Origin of the sequence: Microbacterium marinum (assembly GCF_014204835.1) — a bacterium.
Lineage (GTDB): Bacteria > Actinomycetota > Actinomycetes > Actinomycetales > Microbacteriaceae > Microbacterium > Microbacterium marinum.
Genome location: NZ_JACHMD010000001.1, coordinates 2,448,561 through 2,467,076 on the forward strand (window position 1 = coordinate 2,448,561; position 18,516 = coordinate 2,467,076).

An 18,516-nucleotide genomic window follows, 5' to 3' on the forward strand; every position below is an offset into this window, starting at 1 on the left:
GCCGTCCGTCTCCAGGTGCGGAGGCGAACGGCCCTGTCGGAAAGGGTCGGATCAGGTGAGGAAAACGCCTGCGAGCGTCTTCTTGCCCCGGCGGATCACCGAGACCCCGCCGGGCAGTGTCCCCCGCACAGTGGCCGTCTCGTCGGCGACCTTCGCTCCATCGACGCTGACGCCGCCCTGGCCGATCGCTCGCCGCGCTTCGCTCGCGCTCGCCACGAGACCGGTGTCCACCAGGGCCTGCACGATCGGCACCTCGGCGTCGACGACGATGTGCGGCAATTCGCTCAGCGCAGCCCGGAGGGTGTCGGCATCCAGCGCCGTCAGATCACCCTGGCCGAAAAGGGCCTCGGTGGCGGCGATCGCCGCGGCGGTCGCCTCGGAGCCGTGCACCGTCGTGCACACCTCGAGCGCCAGCCGCTTCTGCGCAGCCCGACGGAACGGCTCCTCCTCGACCATGCGCCCGTAGGCCTCGATCTCGTCACGGGTGAGGAACGTGAACACCTTGAGCCGCTCGAGGACATCCGCATCGGCCGTCGATAGCCAGAACTGGTAGAACGCGTACGGGCTCGTCAGCTCCGGATCGATCCAGATCGCGTTGCCTTCACTCTTGCCGAACTTCGTGCCGTCGCTGTTGGTGATCAGGGGCGTCCCGAACGCGTGCACGGAGACACCTTCGACACGGTGGATGAGGTCGGTCCCGCTGGTGAGGTTCCCCCACTGGTCCGACCCGCCGGTCTGCAGGACGCAGCCGTACTGGCGGTACAGCTCTAGGAAATCGAGCCCCTGAAGGATCTGGTAGCTGAACTCCGTGTAGCTGATGCCCGCATCCGAGTTGAGGCGCGCCGCGACGGCATCCTTCTTGATCATGGTGCCCACGCGGTAGTGCTTGCCGATCTCGCGCAGGAAGTCGATCGCCGACAGCGGGGCGGTCCAGTCGAGGTTGTTCACCATCCGCGCTTGATTCTCGCCCTCGAAGTCGAGGTAGCGCTCGATCTGGGCACGGAGTCGGCCGACCCAGTCCGACACGGTCTCACGCGAGTTGAGCGTGCGCTCGGCCGTCGGACGGGGGTCTCCGATCAATCCCGTGGACCCCCCGACCAGCCCGAGGGGCTTGTGCCCGGCGAGCTGCAGGCGGCGGAGTGTGAGCAGTTGGACGAGGTGCCCGAGGTGAAGCGACGCCGCCGTGGGGTCGAACCCGCAGTAATACGTGATGGACCCCTCGGACAGGAGCGCACGCAGCGCCTCCTTGTCGGTGGACACATGCACCAGGCCGCGCCAGACGATCTCATCCCAGACATTGTCGAAACGGGGATCATTGGCGGGCGTCAGCGCTCTCACATCGGAGCTCACGACGGTTTCAGACACGCCTTTCAGGCTATCAGCGCGGCCGCACGCGCTCAGGCCGCAGCGACCTCGTCGTACAGCCCGATGATGTTGCCCTCCGAGTCGCGGATGTAGACCCAGCGGGAGTCGTCGCCGAGGGGCTGGATCTCACCGAGCTGCTCTCCGCCACGGGCGACCGCCAGCGCGACGGTGTCCTCTATCCGGTCGACGGTGAAGACGACGGTCGGATGGGGCGTCGCACCGCGGAGGTGGAGATCGCCGTTGATCCCCTCCCCCTCGGGCTGCTCGATCATGCCCATCTCGTCGCCCCACGGGGAGTACTCGAAGCCGAGGACCTCCCGGTAGAAGCTCTGGGCGCGCGCGATGTCGTCGACCGGGATCTCGAAGTGCTCGACCTTAGCCATGCGTCCACCGTGGCCGCCACGCCCCGAGTGCGCAAGACCCCGTGCGGACGCGTCGTCGGAGGCCCGTGCCAGACTGACCGCATGGACGCCCTCTCCGCCGAGCCCTTCCTCGCCGCCGGGCTGTCGATCCTCCTGCTGCTGTGCCTGTGCGGGGTCCTCGTCCTCTCGGTGTTGAGCCTGCGGACACCCCGCACCGGCCTGATGACGGCGGCCGCCGGCATCCTCCTCCTCGCGACAGTGGTGTCCGCCGTGTCCCCCGTCGGCGTGCCCGCCGTCATCGCGCTGGTCGTCGCCCTGCTCGGCATCGCCGTCGCGGTGCTCGGCGGCAACCCCGCCACCCGCGTCGTCCTCACCCTCGCGACGGGGGGTCGCGTGCGGGAGACCGCAGACGGCGGCATCCTCATCGCGCCGCCCCGCCCCTCCGCCTCGACGGACGCCCTCGAGCCGCTGCTGCGCGGAGGAACGACGATCGGCTACCTCGAGCGCATCGCGGTCGCGATGACGATCATGGCCGGGTTCCCCGAGGCGATCGCCGTGGTCGTGGCCATCAAGGGCATCGGACGCTTCTCGGAGCTCGCCGCCGCCGAGGCCCGGGAGCGCTTCATCGTCGGAACGTTCACGAGTCTGGTGTGGGCAGCCCTCGCCGGCGCCCTCGTGCGCCTCGCGATCTGGTGAACGGGCTCAGCGTGGCATCCGGAGCACTCTGAAGCCCTCGACGACGGCGGCCGCTCCCGCCGAGTTGAGCGCCTGCGAGACAGCGGACTGGGTGATGCCCTCCTGCTCGGCAAGGCTCGCCTGTGTCGCGCCGAGGCATCTGCCGTAGGCGAGGCGGCGCGTGCGTTCGGTCATGGCCGAGATGAGTTCGTCGCGCGCCCAGGCATAGGCGTTGGCGAGGGCGATGGATGCCGCGTCGCCCGCCCCCTCAGCTGCGACGACCCAGGTGCGTGCTCGCGGCAGCGCGCGGACCTGCTTCGCGTGGAGCGTGTCGATCGCTTCGCGCGCCGCCCACCAGCCCGGGCCCTCGGCGATGTCGCCGGCTGCCGAGGGGATCACCCCGATCTCCCCCACACCGATGCCGAAGCGGAGGTCGACCTCGTCGGGAAGGCGCAGGCGCAGGAGGGTCACCGCGGCGAGAGCATCGGCGAGGCCGGGGTACACGCCCTGCAGCTCGTCGCCGACGGTCGGCGTGAGGACTCGATCGGCGCCGGGCAGGTCGTGGTCGACGCGTGCGACCGCGTCGTCGATGAGCCGCTGTGCTCGCGCACGGTCGGTGAGCTCTCGTGACGCGATGATGTCTGCGGTGATGACGACACTCATGTCCACAGAATATAAGTGGATAGCTGATTTCACAAGATCATCAGCGATATCCTGATATTTATCCGAATCGACCGTTCACATAATCGAAGGTCCGAGCGTCGATCGGCTCGGAGAACATGGCATCCGTGTCTCCGTACTCGACGATGTGGCCCGGCTGACCCTGCGAGGCGAGGAAGAACGCGCACTGCTGCGAGACGCGCTGTGCCTGCTGCATGTTGTGCGTGACGATCACGATCGTCACCTCGCGTGCGAGCTCGGTCATGGTTTCCTCGATGACGCGCGTCGAGGTCGGGTCGAGAGCCGAGCACGGCTCGTCCATGAGGAGGACCCGCGGACGCACCGCGAGCGAACGAGCGATGCACAGTCGCTGCTGCTGGCCGCCCGACAGCCCGCCGCCCGGAGCCCGAAGGCGATCCTTCAGCTCGTTCCAGAGCCCCGCCTTGGTCAGGCACGTCTCGACGAGGAAGTCCTTCCGGTCACGGTCGGCGCGGACGCCCGTCAGCGCGAGCCCCGCGAGGACGTTGTCGTAGATCGACATCGCCGGGAACGGGTTGGGCTTCTGGAACACCATCCCGATGCGCTTGCGCGCCTCCACCACCGACAGCGAGGTGTCGTAGATGTCGCCGCCGTCGAGGAGCACCTCCCCCGCCAGCGTCGCCGACGGGACGAGCTCGTGCATCCGGTTGAGGATGCGCAGGAAGGTGGACTTCCCGCAGCCGGATGGCCCGATGAGCGCGGTGACCTGGCCGGCGGGCATCGTCAGCGAGACATCCTGGAGCACCTGGTGGTCACCGAACCAGGCGGAGATCAGCCGCGCCTCGAGGTCCGACGGCGTCTCCGCGGACGCACCCGCGAACACCGGGCCTGACGGCGCGGGGGTCGCGGCGACCGGTCCGATACCGGACGAAGCGGCATCCACCCCCGCGATGAGCGGCACGGTGGGAGCGGCGTCGCTCTGCGGGCGCCCGAGGGCGCGCCCCAGGAACGGCGTCCGCTGCGCGCGTCGCGTACCGACCGCGAACTCGCCCGCAGGGAGAAGCTCGGTGCGGGCATCGGGGGATGCCGCGACTTCGTCGGCCGCCGCGGGGACCGCGTCGCCGGTATCGGGAGTGAGGGACATGACGTACTCCGGTCAGATCAGATTCGGGAGGAGGAGCGCGAGCTGGCCGGCCGTCAGCAGGCTCGCGAGAAGCAGGACGGGGACGAAGACGATCCAGGCCTTGCGCCACCCGAACCGGCGCATCGCCCAGATGGCGCCGATCTCCGCGGCCAAGAGGAACTGGAGCGCAAACACCAGGGCCCACACGGTGCGGGTGTCGGTGGCCAGCGCGGCATCCTGCGGCGGAAGTGTCGCGGTGATCGTCTGCCTCGCACCGCTCGGCATCCCTTCGCCCACCAGGGTCGCATCGACGTACTCGACGCCCGTGGGAGCCAGTGGACCACCGCGCGCCGTCATCAGGATGAGTCGACTCTCGCCCGCACGCGGATTGGCGGGAGCCGGGTCGCCGGCGTACCGGGTGCCCATCACCTCGAACACGTGCTCGCCCTGGCCGGTGGTGACCGCGAAACGCTCGCCCGGTGTCAGCTGTCCGATGCCGCCGAAGGGTCCGCCGAAGGCCGTCGCGCGGCCCATCAGGACGCTCACCCCGACCTGTCCGGGAAGGACCGTGTCGCGTCGGTGGCCCGGTCCACCCACGAGGACCGCCGAAGAGGTGCCCTCGGCGACCGTGGCGGTGAGCCCCATCGCCGGGATGTCGATCACCGCGACCGGATCGCCGTCGGCCAGCAGGACATCCTCGAAGTCGCCCTCGCTCACCGGCGCCGTACCGGCGGCCAGTTCGGCCTGGAAGGTGTCCGTGCGCTGCTGCTGCGCTGCGAGGTATCCGATCTGGCCGAATACGAGGACGGAGAGGAGGAACATCGCGACGAGCGCCGACAGCATGAGCAGGATGCCGCGGGCCGTCGCCTGACCGAGGGTGAGGGGTTCGGGCTCGTCGCTCGGCGGGCGCCGCGGCGGACGAGGCGGGCGCTCGCCGCGGACGCGCCGCGGCCGCATCCGGCGGGCTGCCGGGACGGCCTCGGGCGCCGCGGGGGCTTCTTCGACGACCGTCATGCCGGGCTGGCCACCGGCTCGAGGGCGGGACGCGTCACCCGCGCCGACAGGCGCTGCAGGACGACGGCGAGCGCGACGAGGATCAGCGCGATCACGAGCAGCCACGGGAAGACGAAGACGAGGGTCGCACGGGTGACCGGCGCGGCATCCTGATCATCGATCTTGTCGGGAGGCGTGATCGTGACCGAACCCGCGACGAAGGGCCACTGCCCGCTGCCCCGCAGCGTCGTCCCCACGACGCGCGACTCGGCGGGCTTCAGGTCGTCGATCGCGACCTGGGTCGCCGAGATCGGGGCACCCGCGACCGTGGCGATCGAGAAGTCGGCGGTGGCGTCGATCGTCTCGGTCGAGAGGTTGCGCAGCGTCACCCACAGCTCGGTGGTCCCCTCGAACGGGTTGACCGTCGGCCGCGCCGTCCCACCGACGGCGCTCAGGTAAAGACCGCCGGCGATCAAGACGTCATCGGCCGCCGGCTGGGGCGTCGATCCGCCCGTGTCGACGGGGTCGGAGCCGGTGCCTCCCCCACCGCCGGAGCCGCCCGCGGAGCCTCCGGAGGAACTGCCGCCACTCCCGTTCCCGTCGGAGCCGCCGCCGGACGCCCCACCGCCCGGGTCGGTCGGTGTCGGGGCCGGCGGCGCCGAGCCGATGACCGGGACGGACATGTTGTAGTCCGTGCCCCCGGTGGGGACGTCGTCGGCCGCGGCGGCCGGGAGGGCGAGTGCGCCGACGACGGTGAAGGCCACGGCGGTCGCCGTCAGCACGCGCGCCGCGGTTCGAAGGGCGGTGACTCGGAAAGCGGTGGCACGCATCTCAGGCACCCTTCCCCGCGCCGACCTCGACGCGCTCGGCGGCCGCTCGCTGCGCCTCGGCCTGCGTGAACGCCATCCATTCCGCGGCGCGACGGTCGTCGCGACGGCGGCGCCAGCGGCGCACGAGGAGGAAGAGCACCAGCAGGACGAGCACACCGACGAGGAGCCAGGGCACCGCCCACATACCGGCCTCGCGGTCGATCTGCGGCGCCGGGGGTGCGAGTTCGGTCGCGCCAGTCTGGTCGCCCCGAGAGAACAGCGAAGCCTGCGCTGAGACGAATCCCCACTGACCGACGGGGCCCAGGTCGTAGGTGAGCGACCGCGACGCACCCGGCAGGAGCTCGGGGAGGTTCTCCAGGCGACGCTCGATGAGGTCGGCTCCGAAGAAGCTCTTCACCGAGAGGACGAGCGTCGGTGCGAGAGCGACATTGCCCTCGTTGGTGACCGTGAGGTTCACGGTCGCGGTTCCCTCGAACGGGTTGACCGACGAGCTGTACGAGCCCGTCATGCCGGCGATCCCGAGAAGCGACTGCAGCTCGCCGGGGACGCGGACGTACAGGCGCGTGCCGATCCGCCGATCGATGAGGATCTGATCGGACGGCGTCTGCGCCGAGACGATGAGGCCCGCGGCGTGGTCGCCGGGGGTGGCGTCGTCGGGAACCGTCACCGCGAATCGCAGCGCACGGGATTGGCCGGGCGCCAGGTCGAACTCCAGCCGGTGGTCGCCGCCCGCGAAGCGGACCCATGAACCGGCGTCGATCGGCTCGGCCGCGGCGTCGAGGAGGCCGAAGCTGCCGTCCTCGGTGTTGAAGGCGTCGGTGCCGTAGATCACCACGTGCTGGGCGACCGTGCCGGTGTTGGAGACACGGAAGCAGTCTGAGACCTTCTGGCCGGGGGCGGCGTCGTAGGTGAAGCGCGAGCGGTCATCGAGCTCACCGTCGTCATCGCACGGCGCGCCAGAGATTGCCTCGTCGTCAGCGGCGTGGGCCGGTGCTGCCGGGACGATCGAGAAGATGCCGGCGACCAGTGTCGCGGCGAGGAGGATGAGCGCGCCCCGCCGCAGCAGGCGGGCGGGCGCGACCCAGGAAAGCGAGTGCACGGACTATCTACTCCAGATCGGGATTACGGAGCGGGTGACGCGGAGTGAACGCGAGGGGAACGTCTTGCAGAGGAGAGGGTGCGGGGAAGGGGCGGCACCGTTCGGCACCGCCCCTCCCGCAGGCTCACTTCGAGACGACGGTGACCGTCACCTTCGAGGTGTACGTGCCTTCGACCGAACCGGCCGGGGCGACGAAGGTGAGGTCTGCGCTCAGCTTCGTCGTTCCGACGCCGGTGCCGGCGGCTGCCGTGGCGAAGGGCTTCGCCGTCGCCGAGCCCTGGAAGCCGGCCTGCGCCGCGACGCCGGTCGAGGTCGTGCCGTCGGCGACGACCTTCGGCGCGATGGTCAGCGCATCGGCGCCGATCTTCTCCGTGCCGCTGGTGCGGGCGAACTCGGTGACGGATGCCGTGGCATCCCAGCCCTTCTTCGAGACCGCACGCTCGTCGATCACATCGAAGGTCGGGAGGACACCGGTGGCCGTCGACTTGCCGTCGACGAGCTTCGCGCCGGAGAGGGTCGCCTTCGCACCTGCCGGGATCGACAGTTCGAACTTGCCGTCCACGGGGGGCTCGGGCGCGACGACCGGAGCCTCGACACCGATGTCACCGGGCGATCCGTCGGCCTCCTCGACCACCTTCTTGCACTCCGGCAGGTCGATCGTCCACGCCGCCGTGCCCGGCGTCAGCGTGACGTGCGCGTAGGCACCGAGGCCGACGAGGGTGACGCCGTTGTTCTTCGTGTACGCGAAGCCGAGGCTGTACTCGCCACCGGCGACCTTCACGGCGCCGAAGGTCGCCGCGTCGAACCGCTCGAGGCTCGCCGGCGACTGGAGGACCTTCTTGGTGCCCGGCATGAACGTCCCCGCGTAGACCGACAGCCATTCGCTGATGACGTTCTCCTTGCCGCGCGGCGAGATGAAGATTCGCGGCTCGAAGGCGTCGTCGGGGGCGGCCAGGTACGGGATCTCGGGGTCGACCGGGTTCGGGGCGCCCACCACACCGTCGTCGTACTTGATAACGGTGCCGGCAGGGATCACCTCACCGGTGTCGAGCGAGTAGGGGAAGAACGCTTCGGGAAGCCCCGAGGGCGTCCAGCCCGTGGCGCAGACATCTGCCTCGGCGGCAGTGGCTGCGGAAGCGGAGAAGCCGAGGGCGCCGAGGCCCAGGCCCACCGTCGCGATGGCGGCGATGACCTTCTTGGAGGTCGAGATCTTCATGATCGTTGTCAGCTTTCTGAGATGTGGATCAGAGCGTCGGGTAGGCGTAGATCGGGGCCGTCTGCGACGGAACCATGAATCCGAACTTCTCCTTCACGCGACGGGGGGTCCCCGAGAGCGCTCCGGTGAAGTTGGTGAGGCTCTGCGTACGCGTGGGGTCCACGAGAGCGGCGAGAGCGGCGTCGTACTTGGCGTCGTTCGGCGTGATGCGAGCACGCTCGACCACGAGGTAGGTGTCGCGGCCGAAGGTCGAGTTCGCGTAGAACGCGGCGTTCGGGGCCGTGGAGGCGCCGGCCCCCGTGACGGCGGGCGTCCCGGCGATCGGGCTGCCGAGGGAGACGCCGGTCGACGCGGCGACGGTGTTGACGCCGGCTGCGCCGGTGACCTGAGCGACCCAGCTCGCGGCCGAGAACGGGATGATCTCACCCGCGGCGAGGACGGTGGCGTCGTTCTCCGCCGTTGTGTTGTTCGTGTCGATGCCGGCCTTGAGGGTCGGGTTGCCGATCGCGGTCAGGAAGAACGAGCGCGTGCCCGAGCCCGACTGCGGCAGACGCGGGTTGACAGCGACGCCGTCGATCGAGGTGAGCGTGCCTTCGTAGATCTGCTTCAGCTGTGCCCCAGTGAGGTTCGCCCAGGCGGCTGTGCCGCCCTTGTAGATGTACGAGACCGCGTCGCGGCCGAACGGGACGTAGGCGAGCTTGCCATCAGCGCTGACGTTTCCGCCCGGGCTGCTCGACGAACGCGCGATATCAACTTGGCCGGTGATCGTCTTTCCCTGCCAGGCGTTGCCGGTGATGGACGCGCGGAGCGCGGTCACACCGTTGCCGGACCCGGACGGACGAGCGAAGTACGTGCCGCCGGGCTTCGTCTGGATCTGGCTGCCGGCGCCGGTGGACGGGAAGGCGTCGAAGTTTCCGAGACTGAGGCCGCCTGCGGTGACGCGGACGTTGGAGCCGGTGACGCCGGTGCCGTTCGTCAGGGCATTGACCGCATCCTGCAGCGTGTCGGAGCCGACGATGGAGTAGCTGTTCGAGACGGGCTCGGCGTAGGCCGCGCCCGCGGCGAAACCACCGGCCACGAGGACGCCGAGCGCCGTCGTGACGGCGGCGAACCGCTTGAGCTTCATTGTGTTCTCTTTCTGGAGGGTTTCAGGCAAGGAAAGGAGGTACTGCGAAGGTGCTACGGGTGAGTCAGAGGGGCCGTCGGCGCCGGATGAACGGCACCACGGCGGCGGCGAGCGCGCCAGCGAGGGCGCTCAGCGGCAGGGCGCTTCCGAGCGCGCCCGTCTCGGGGTCTCCCGGGGTCTCCCCGGCGGAGAGTTCGGGAGAGATCGCCCCGGATGCCGAAGGATCCTCGCCCTCGGCGGGCGGTGCCACGTCGACGGGCGCGGCAGGAGGAGCGGCAGAGCCACCGGCGTCCGCTCCGCCGCCGGCGGAGCCACCGTTCGCCGGCGGCGTGACGGGATCGGGATCACCGGTGGGCGCGGGAGTCGGAGTCGGAGTCGGAGTAGGACGACTTCCCGCCGCGATGAGGGCGGCGGCGGCTTCCGCCTGAGCACGCCACCCTGCGGGAAGCGGCGCGTACCCGGGGGGCAGCTGGCCCTGCTGCACACCGGGCTCCTGGCCGCCGCCGATGGCGTATCGGACGAAGGCGGCATACGCCGAGCGCGCGGGCGCGGTGTTCAGCGTGATGTTGGTCGCGGCGTAGACGGGAAGAGTCAGCGGGTAGGCACTGCGGGCGGCGACGGCGGCAGTGCTGGAATGGTCGAGGACACGCACCTGCGGCTGCGACTCGACGGGCACCATGGCGGCAGCAGCGGCGGCGAGAGCGTCGTCGGTGGGGCGCACGAACTGACCGGCGGCGTTCCGCAGCGACGCAGTCACCGTGTCGTAACGCGCTGACGCAGAGCTGTCGGTGAGGGCGAGCACGGCGCGCTGGCCGACGAGGCTGCGGTCGTTGCGCTTCCACTTCGCGGGGATGGACAGCGGATCCCAGTCCCCCGTCGTCAACCCGTCGCCGCGGAGTGCGTAGTAGGCCCCCGCGGCGAGGTCGGAGGTGAACGGACGCCACGAGACGGCGTTGAGCACCCGGTCCTCGCCGGCGTATGCCTCGCTCGGGTCGACCTTCGGGAAGTCGTCGCGAGGGAGCTCGAGCGCGGCGCCGGTCGGGTTCTTCCTCGCGTCGGTCGATGCGTACGGGTTCACGACCATGCCCCAGGGGTCGCGCGTGCCGGAGAGGAATGCGCGGGCGTCCTCGTCCGCGACGATGTAGCTCCACAGCGCTCGTGCGTACGCCGACCGGCCCTGCGGGACCATGAGGTCGGCGACCGCGGGATTCACGATGGCCTGCTTCGCCCATTCCGCGTCGTTCAGGTCTCGGAACTCGGGATCGAACAGCAGACTCCGCGGGTTCTTCCCCAAATGCGCCTTGTCGGCATCCGCGGGGAGCGCGTCGGTGTAGGAGGACGTCAGGAGCTTCGCGAGGAGGCGCGGAGTGAGCTTCATCTCCGTGAACGGCTGGCGCGCGCGCGCCTGCGCCTCGTCATCGGCGGTGGCTGACGGGAACCGGTCGATCGCGAATGTCACGCTCAGCCCGGTCATCGCGACGGGCGCATACGTCAGGTTGTCGAGGGCCCCCTCGGAGGTGTCGATCGCCGCGGAGGTGAGCGCGAGCGGCGCGTCGGCGGTCGTGTTCGCCTGCATCGCGGCGTCCGCATCGGTGATGGTCAGCAGCGAGTAGACCGAACCCGACGCCGCACGGCACATCGCGGGCTGCCAGGAGGAGACGGCGTCGGAGGCGAGTTCCGTTCCGGCGAGCTGGAACTCGTCCGCACCGACAGGGCAGTGCTGTCCGACCGGCTGGAACTCCAACGGCACGGCGATGCGGTGCTGCCAGTGCTGCCAGAACAGAGGCGAGTCGACATTGCGGCCGGCTCCACGCGGAACGATCACGAGCCAGCACGACTGCGGGTCGCCGCCCGCCGCCAACACGCGTCCGCACCCGAGTCCAGGTGAGGCGAGGCTCGTCTGCACCTCGAAGGTGACGGAGCCGCTGCCGCCCTGGGAGGAGCCCGCCCAGGGGATCTCGTTGGTCGTGTAACGGGTGAAGAAGGCGTTGTTGTTGAGGTCGACGCCGGGCACGACCTTTCCGTCCACGACACGCTTCACCTCTTCGCCCGTCACTGCACGGAACGGGATGCCGGTGTAGGAGGGATCGAAGAAGCTCTCGCCCTCGTAGGTGTACTCCCGGTCCTGTGTGGCGACCTCGGCTCCACCCTCGAGGTAGAGATCGCGGGATGCTCCCGGCGAGTTGAAACCGCCGAACTGGCATGTCTCACGGTCGGGGCCGGCGATGCCCGCTTCGGTCTTGGTACCCCAGCACTGCATGATCTGCAGGTAGTCCTCGCCGCCGTTCTGGCCGCTCGGCGCAGTGGAGGGCTTGCCGCCGGTCCACGAGACGGTGACGGCCTGCGAGATGAGGTCACGGGTCTGCGAGACCGAGACTTTCAGGTCGGGCAGGGGCGCCTCGGCGAGGTTGGTGTCCTGATCCCGCGCCGCGACCGTCACCGCGGACCCCTCGGCTGCCGTCGCCTGAGTGCCCGTCGTGAGCATGACCGCGAGGACCGTCGCGAAGACGACGACTCCTGCCGCGGCCGAGCGCACCCACGTCGCTGCACGCCCGGATCGGACCACCTTGCACACCCCAGTTCCGGCCACCCCAGCGGCCTCTTAAACGGTAGGGACGAGACCTGAATCGGCTCTGTCTCCACCGGGAACGACCGGGGCGCGCTGCGCACCGGACGACGATGGCCGAGTGAACGGCCGGTTACGAGATCAGCGGTCGGCGCGGCGTCGCGCGGCGACGAGCGGCGGCAGCAGGACCACGGCCAGCAGCATCCCGCCGGCGATCAGCATCCCCGTCTGAGCGGGACCCCATCCGGAGGACGCGAGCGTGAACGGCGAGGATACCGCCGCCTCTCCCCCGGTACCGCCACCGGAGACGAGTCCGCCGTTGGCGTCGTACACCGGGGCCTCACCACCCGCCGCACCGCTGTCGCCGCCCGAGGTGTCGGTGCCCGAGCCCGACGTTCCACTCCCGCCGGCATCCGATCCGCCCGACGACGAGCCGGATCCGGACCCGGCGCCGCTGCCCGTGCCTCCGGTGCCACCACCGGTCGACCCGGTGCCGCCGGTGCCCGAACCGCTCCCGCCCCTGCCGCCACCATTGCCCGCACCAGGGTTAGCGCCGGCCGTGGGGGTCTCGCACTGCGTGTCGCCCTTCTTGTCGCACGCCGCCGGCTGCGGTGCGCTCACAGCGAGCTGGTTGGTGGCCGGGCTGTCGCCGGCCTTGAAGGTGGGGTTCTTGCAGGCGGAGAGATTGAGCGACGCGGCATCCGCCCCCGGGATGCGCTTGATCTGATCGAAGCTGGCCATCACGAGGTTCATCGGAAGCGGCGAATAGCCGAGCGCCGCGGCCTGCTGCTGCCCGTCGCACACCACGTACTTCGTGAACTCACCGAGAGTAAAGCCCTTCTTCGCGGTGAAGACGCCGCCGACCTCGGTCGGCACGATCATGTAGGAGTAGCTCGAGAGCGGGTAGCTGCGCGCATCGCCGTTGTTGTACACGCCGTCGAGGATCTGGGTCAGGTAGTCGGCAGAGCCCTCGTCGGTGTTGATCTTCGCCTTCAGCAGCGCGACGGCTACGGCTTGCGCCGTGGGTTCGACGTAGTAGCCGGCCTTGTTGAGCACCTTCGCGACCGGGAAGCCCGACTTCAGCGCGTAGGAGTACTCGACGTAGGTGATCGCGCCCTCGCCGTAGTTCTGGCTGACGTATCCGGCGACACCGAGCGACCCGTTCTGACCCTTCGCGCCAGGGACCCGCTGCGTCGGGAACTGCGAGGTCATCCCCGTCGACCAGATGCTCGGGTACTGCTCCGACATCCACTTCGTGAACTGCGCGGTCGACCCGGACCCGTCCGAGCGCACGACCGGCGTGATCTTCTTGTCCGGCATCACCAGGCCCGGGTTGTCCGCCTGGATGACCGGGTCCTTCCAGTTCTTGATGTCGCCGGCGAAGATCTTCGCGATGACGTCTCCCGACAGGCGCAGGTTGGTCACGCGTTTGCCGTTGATCTTCAGGTGATACATGAACGCCGTGCCACCGGCGACGATCGGCATGTACGCGTAGTCGCGCCCCGGCACTTCGGGAGCTGAACCGTCTTCGGGTTTGCGCTGGAACGGGATCTCGCTGACGGCGTAGTCGACGGTGCCGCTGATGAAATCGCGGCGTCCGGCGGACGAGCCCGTACCCGAGAAGTTGACCGTCATGCCATAGTTGTTCGCGACGTTGCGACGCCACTGGTCCAATGCGTTCTGCGACCACGTCGAGCCGGAACCGGAGATGCGGTCGTAGTCCACGGCTTGAGCGGGGACCGCGGCGATGAGGGCCATGACCCCCACGATCAGCGCGACGAGGGCGCCGCGCACGGGAAGGCGGCGGGGACGACGGATCACGGATTCTCCTGCGAACGGTTCGGGTGGGATGCCGCGGGCACGGCGTAGTCGGGAAGAGTCTGGGCGCGCACGATGCGCATGAGGTCGTCGCGCGAACGGCGCGCGGCGCGGCGGCGCTGGCCGTCGGAGAGCTGCCCGGCGCCGCGACCGCCGATCAGGCGAGCTGCCAGGAAGAGCAGCAGGACGAGCAGGATCAGGACGGCGGCCGTCCCGAACCCGCGGGCGATCATGTTCGGCTCGGGCGACTGCACGAACGTGAAGACCTGCAGTGGGAGCGAGATCATCGGCCCCTCGAACGGGTTCGTGTTCATCTCCGCCGTCACACCGGAGGTGAGGAGCACGGGCGAGGTCTCGCCGATGCCGCGCGCCGTACCGAGGATCACCGCGGTCGCCAGGCCCGACCGCGAGGTCGGCAGCACGACGCGCCAGACGGTGCGCCACCGGGTGGAGCCGAGCGCGTACGACGCCTCACGGAGCTGGTGCGGGACGAGACGGAGGACGACGTCGGCGGAGCGGATGATGATCGGCAGCATCATGACGGTGATGGCGATCGATGCCGCGAAGCCCGATCGCTCCTTCGTCACGAGGGTGATGAGCGCGGCGTACACGAAAAGGCCGGCCACGATCGAGGGAAGGGCGGTCATCGCGTCGGACACCGTGCGCACGAATCGCGCGAACGGCCCGCCGATCTCGTTGAGGAACACGGCGGTCGTGATGCCCAGCGGGATCGTGATGGCGAGCGCGATGCCGATCTGGATGAGCGTTCCCACGATCGCGTGGGCGATGCCGCCGAGGTCGAGCTCGTCGAGCGGCCCGGCGAAGCGCATCGTCTCGACGAAGAAGTTGCCGTGCGAGAGAGCCGGGATGCCGCGGACGACGGTGTAGGTCACCACGAACAGAAGGGCGACGACGACGACGAATCCGGCGCTGTAGAGCAGGACGGAGCCGACGCGGTCGACCACGGCGAGGCGGTCGGATCTCATCGAGACGAGAGTGGCGTAGGCCACCACGAACGTCAGGAACGCGACGACGACCCAGCCGACGGCACCCGACAGGGGTGTGAGGAAGCCGAAGAGCAGCACCGCGACGGCGCCGCCGACGAGGAGCGCTCCGACGATGTCGAAGCCGTCCTCGAGCGCCGCACGTCCGGGCCGGCGGCGAACCGGCGCGGGTCCGGTGCCGCGTACGGGCGTCGCGGTGCGCGGAGCGGGGGCCGTGCTCGGGTCCTGCGGCAGTCCGGGTTCGTCGAGGATCGTCATCAGTTGCTCTCCGCACCCGACCGCGAGCGGGCGACGATCGACGAGGCGGTGAAGTTGATCACCAGGGTGATGAGGAAGAGTGCGAGACCCGCGGCCATCAGCGCGGAGAGTCCGAACTCGCTCGCCTCGCCGTAGCGCAGGGCGATCAGAGCGCTCACCGAGTTGGAGCCGGTCTCGAGCACCTGCCAGTTGATCGTGAAGATCGGCGAGATGATCATGTACACCGCGATCGTCTCGCCCAAAGCGCGACCAAGACCCAGCATCGTCCCACCGATGATCCCGCCGCGGCCGAAGGGGAGCACGACGGTGCGGATCATCCCCCACCGCGTCGAGCCGAGCGCCAGGGCTCCCTCGCGCTCCCCGATCGGGGCTTGCGAGAACGCCTCCCTCATGATGGACGTCTGCGTCGGCAGGACCATGAGTGCGACCACCATGCCGGCGATGAACGCCGAAGACGTGAACGCGCTGGCATCCGTCAGCTGAGCGCCGTCTTCATCGGTGACGGCGAAGATCGGGATCCAGCCGAAGTACACCGAGATCCACTGCGCCACCGGGATCGCGTTCTCCTGGAGAAACTGCACCCCCCAGAGCCCGAAGACGACGGACGGCACGGCAGCCATCAGGTCGACGATCGTGATCATCGGCCGCTTGATGCGGTCCGGGAGCACTTCGCTGATCAGAAGCGCCGTACCGAGGGCGAGGGGGAACGAGACGGCGAGCGCGATGAGGGCGATCGTGACCGTGCCGAACAGGACGGCGGCGATGCCGAACGAGCCCGCCACACCCTCCTGCGGATCCCAGCCCTGCGTCCACAGGAACGAGAACCCCGCGGTGCCGAGCGCATCGCCGCCGCGGGCGGTGAGGAAGAGACCGACCGCGAGCATGATCGCGACCGTCACCCCGCCGGCGGCGTAGCAGACGGCGCGGAAGACACGATCGGAGAAGACCGGAAGCGATCTCAGCGATCGGCGGGGCGCGGCCGAGGTCGGTGCCTCGTCCTCGGCTGCCTCGATGACGGCGCCGCTCATGCGTTCCTCCGGTTTCCGGGCACGCGAATCAGTCCCCAGTTGTCGTGCGTCAGCATCGCCAGCGCGGGTGAACGACGGATGCTGCAGGCGTGTCCGGCGAGTGACCGGAACCGCATCGCCCGGTTGCGCGCCCCCGTCACGGCAGCACCGCCCCGCTCGGACGCGGCGTCGGCAGCGGGGTCGGGTCGAGGTCGGGCTCGGGCGACGGCGTGGGTGTCGGAGTCGGCTGAGGCGTCGCCGGAGGCGACGGTGCCGGTGTCGGCGTGGGCGAGGCGGTGTCGAGGCGAGGCAGCACCAGCATGACCGTCGTCCCGAGGCGGTTCTCGGTCCCTGCGCTCGGGCGGCTCTCGGTCACGATGCCGGCCGGCCCTGTGCCCCGCCGCTCCGATGCCACCGCGAACCCGGCGGCCTGGATCGCGGCCGAGGCCTCATCGATGCCGAGCCCGCGGACGTCGGGGACCTCGTTGGCTCCGGATGCCACCACCAGGTCGACCGCGGACCCAATCGGGACGACCGCGCCGGCTCCCGGCGTGGATCCGATGACCGTGTTCTCCGGCTCGGTGCTGCTTCGCCGCGACACGTCGCCGCCGAGGAGTCCGCGATCGCTCAGTACCGCACGCGCGTCGCTGAGACCGAGGCCGGCCAGCTCCGGAAGCGTGGCGGACACCTCCCTGGTGGGGGTCGGGTCGGCTGTCGACGGGGTGGGAGTCGGCGACGGGGTCACCACCCGGGCGACGACGTCGGTCGGCCGCACCTGCGGGGCACCGCCCGCACCTGCAGAGAGGGACACGGCGACGATGACCCCTGCCACCGCACCGGCGGCGGCCACGGTCCAGCCGATCCACCGGCGGTCGCCGTGCCGTTGCTCCCCGGTCGGGGTCGCCCCGGTCGACGCGGCCGCCGGAGCCACGGACGCGGCGCCCGACGGGAGCGCGGTTCGGTAGACGCGCGTCACCCCTGTCGATGCGGGGGCGGATGCCGCGTCACCGACGGGACCGAGCACGGCGGCGAGCGACGCGAGCGCGGCGCGCATCGACGCGGCATCCGGGTAGCGGGCGTCGGGATCCTTCATCAGCGCTGTCGTCACCACGCGATCCCACTCGCGAGGGAGTCCGCGCCGCCGCACCGAGGGCACCGGCGGCGGCGCGGACAGATGAGCGCGCACGACGGCGGCGTTGTCGCCCGCGAAGGGCGGCGCACCGGTCAGCGCGAACAGGAGCGTGGCAGCGGCCTGGTACAGGTCGCTCGTCTCGGTGACGGGCCGTGCGCTGAGGTGCTCGGGAGAGGCGTACGGGACGCTCGCCACGACGCCCACCGGGTCGGCGGCGCTGAGCAGCGGGTCGCTGCCGGAGGTGCTCCGACCCGGGATGTCGGCGAGACCGAAGTCGAGCAGCCGCACCGAGGCGGCGAGCGCCTCTGAGTCCACGGCATCGGGCGAGATCATGACGTTCGCGGGTGTCACGTCGCGGTGTACGACACCCGCCTGGTGGGCGGCGGCGAGCGCGTCGAGGAGGGCGATGCCGATCGTCGCCACCTCGACGGGAGGCCGCGCCCCGTGAGCTGCCACGTGGTCGGCGAGCGTGACGCCGGCGGCGCGCTCCATCGCGATCCAGACGACGGCGGGGTCGCCGGCTTCCACGCCGGATGCCACGACGGCGGGGATGCCGGGGTGTGCGATGGCCCGCGCGACGCGCACCTCTTCGAAGAAGGCTTCGCGGACCGCGGCGTCTCCCGCGAGATGCGGGTGAAGGAGCTTCACGGCGACGTCGAGGCCGCTCGCGACGTCGTGCGCGGCGAACACCGCCGCCGTTCCGCCGCTGCCGAGGAGCGAGGTGATGCGGAAGCGGCCGGCGACCAGCCCGTCGGTCACCGGACGAGACCGGCGGGAACGGCGCCCGGCTTCTCGGGCCGGAGGCGCGCACCGCGCTCGGCCACCGCGGCGCCGCTCGCCGCATCCGCCATCTCGGACAGAAGACGGACGGCGAGGGCTCCCGAGCCTCGCGCGACGGAGCGGTTCTCGTACCGGCGGGCGCCGATCATGACGAGTTGATCACCGCGGGTCACGAACCATCCGGTCGTGCGCAGGCGCGGCTCGATCGCCGCGTGCACGACGAGGTCCGCGGCCGCCGAGACCAGCGACGCCGTCTCGGAGCGCGCGGCTCGCTCGCTCGCGAAGAAGCGGCATCCACGCGCGATCTCGCGGTGGTTGTCGCTGACGAGTCGCCAGCCCACGACGGCACCGTCGACGGGCTCGGCGATGGACACGACGCCCAGATCGGGCGCGTGGACGCTGAGCACGTCGTCGACGGCACGCATCCAATCCAGCGCCGCGCGGTGCGCGCGGGCAGGGAAACGGGCATACACGAGTTGAGCAGCCATTGCGAAGAACTCCCAGAACGCACCCGAGTACGGGT

General features: G+C 70.3%; 16 protein-coding genes. 1 reads left to right on the plus strand and 15 read right to left on the minus strand.

Translation table 11 applies throughout. The features are described 5' to 3' along the window. Positions 1 to 51: 51 nt before the first annotated feature. Both tyrS and BKA24_RS12055 read right to left on the minus strand, forming a co-directional pair. On the minus strand, positions 52 to 1,365 hold the full coding sequence (gene tyrS, locus BKA24_RS12050; RefSeq protein ID WP_184218475.1) for a tyrosine--tRNA ligase: 1,314 nt from the start codon (positions 1,363 to 1,365) through the stop codon (positions 52 to 54). Between the two features lie 32 nt (positions 1,366 to 1,397). Continuing rightward, positions 1,398 to 1,748 (minus strand): VOC family protein, encoded by a 351-nt coding sequence (locus BKA24_RS12055; protein WP_184218478.1) that lies wholly within the window; start codon positions 1,746 to 1,748, stop codon positions 1,398 to 1,400. 81 nt (positions 1,749 to 1,829) lie between these two features. On the opposite strand from BKA24_RS12055, the gene BKA24_RS12060 reads away from it, so the two are divergent. Further along, the gene (locus BKA24_RS12060) at positions 1,830 to 2,423 is read left to right on the plus strand and encodes a hypothetical protein (protein ID WP_184218481.1); all 594 of its coding nucleotides are present in this window, start codon (positions 1,830 to 1,832) and stop codon (positions 2,421 to 2,423) included. A 6-nt stretch (positions 2,424 to 2,429) separates the two neighbouring features. Here BKA24_RS12060 and BKA24_RS12065 read toward each other — a convergent pair whose 3' ends face one another. The 13 genes from BKA24_RS12065 to BKA24_RS12125 all read right to left on the minus strand — a co-directional run bounded on the left by BKA24_RS12065 (position 2,430) and on the right by BKA24_RS12125 (position 18,481). After that, entirely contained in the window at positions 2,430 to 3,065 is a 636-nt protein-coding gene (locus BKA24_RS12065) for a SatD family protein (protein ID WP_184218484.1), read from the minus strand. A gap of 58 nt (positions 3,066 to 3,123) precedes the next feature. Next, complete coding sequence (locus tag BKA24_RS12070) at positions 3,124 to 3,924, minus strand: phosphate ABC transporter ATP-binding protein (protein WP_425488719.1); 801 nt, start codon at positions 3,922 to 3,924, stop codon at positions 3,124 to 3,126. Between the two features lie 273 nt (positions 3,925 to 4,197). Then, entirely contained in the window at positions 4,198 to 5,178 is a 981-nt protein-coding gene (locus tag BKA24_RS12075; protein ID WP_246367093.1) for a sortase, read from the minus strand. Continuing rightward, a complete protein-coding gene (locus tag BKA24_RS12080; RefSeq protein WP_184218488.1) occupies positions 5,175 to 5,987 on the minus strand; it encodes a hypothetical protein in 813 nt (270 codons plus the stop codon). Before BKA24_RS12080 ends, BKA24_RS12075 begins: the two co-directional genes overlap by 4 nt. Before the next feature lies 1 nt (position 5,988). Then, on the minus strand, positions 5,989 to 7,086 hold the full coding sequence (locus tag BKA24_RS12085; protein ID WP_184218491.1) for a COG1470 family protein: 1,098 nt from the start codon (positions 7,084 to 7,086) through the stop codon (positions 5,989 to 5,991). Positions 7,087 to 7,210: 124 nt separating this feature from the next. Further along, a complete protein-coding gene (locus tag BKA24_RS12090) occupies positions 7,211 to 8,302 on the minus strand; it encodes a WxL domain-containing protein (RefSeq protein ID WP_184218493.1) in 1,092 nt (363 codons plus the stop codon). Positions 8,303 to 8,330: 28 nt separating this feature from the next. After that, a complete protein-coding gene (locus BKA24_RS12095) occupies positions 8,331 to 9,428 on the minus strand; it encodes a hypothetical protein (RefSeq protein ID WP_184218497.1) in 1,098 nt (365 codons plus the stop codon). Between the two features lie 64 nt (positions 9,429 to 9,492). After that, positions 9,493 to 11,994 carry a hypothetical protein gene (locus BKA24_RS12100; protein ID WP_184218499.1) on the minus strand — a complete coding sequence of 834 codons (2,502 nt, stop codon included), beginning with the start codon at positions 11,992 to 11,994 and terminating at the stop codon, positions 9,493 to 9,495. A gap of 141 nt (positions 11,995 to 12,135) precedes the next feature. Then, complete coding sequence (pstS, locus tag BKA24_RS12105; RefSeq protein ID WP_343066115.1) at positions 12,136 to 13,815, minus strand: phosphate ABC transporter substrate-binding protein PstS; 1,680 nt, start codon at positions 13,813 to 13,815, stop codon at positions 12,136 to 12,138. Beyond that, positions 13,812 to 15,074: a phosphate ABC transporter permease PstA gene (gene pstA, locus BKA24_RS12110; RefSeq protein ID WP_184218502.1), complete on the minus strand. Its 1,263-nt coding sequence runs from the start codon at positions 15,072 to 15,074 to the stop codon at positions 13,812 to 13,814. The genes pstS and pstA overlap by 4 nt, the downstream gene beginning before the upstream one ends. Beyond that, complete coding sequence (gene pstC, locus BKA24_RS12115; protein ID WP_184218505.1) at positions 15,074 to 16,102, minus strand: phosphate ABC transporter permease subunit PstC; 1,029 nt, start codon at positions 16,100 to 16,102, stop codon at positions 15,074 to 15,076. Before pstC ends, pstA begins: the two co-directional genes overlap by 1 nt. 136 nt (positions 16,103 to 16,238) lie before the next feature. After that, complete coding sequence (locus tag BKA24_RS12120) at positions 16,239 to 17,972, minus strand: protein kinase domain-containing protein (RefSeq protein WP_184218508.1); 1,734 nt, start codon at positions 17,970 to 17,972, stop codon at positions 16,239 to 16,241. Beyond that, positions 17,969 to 18,481, minus strand: a complete 513-nt coding sequence (locus tag BKA24_RS12125) for a hypothetical protein (protein WP_184218511.1) — start codon at positions 18,479 to 18,481, stop codon at positions 17,969 to 17,971. Before BKA24_RS12125 ends, BKA24_RS12120 begins: the two co-directional genes overlap by 4 nt. Positions 18,482 to 18,516: the final 35 nt, after the last annotated feature.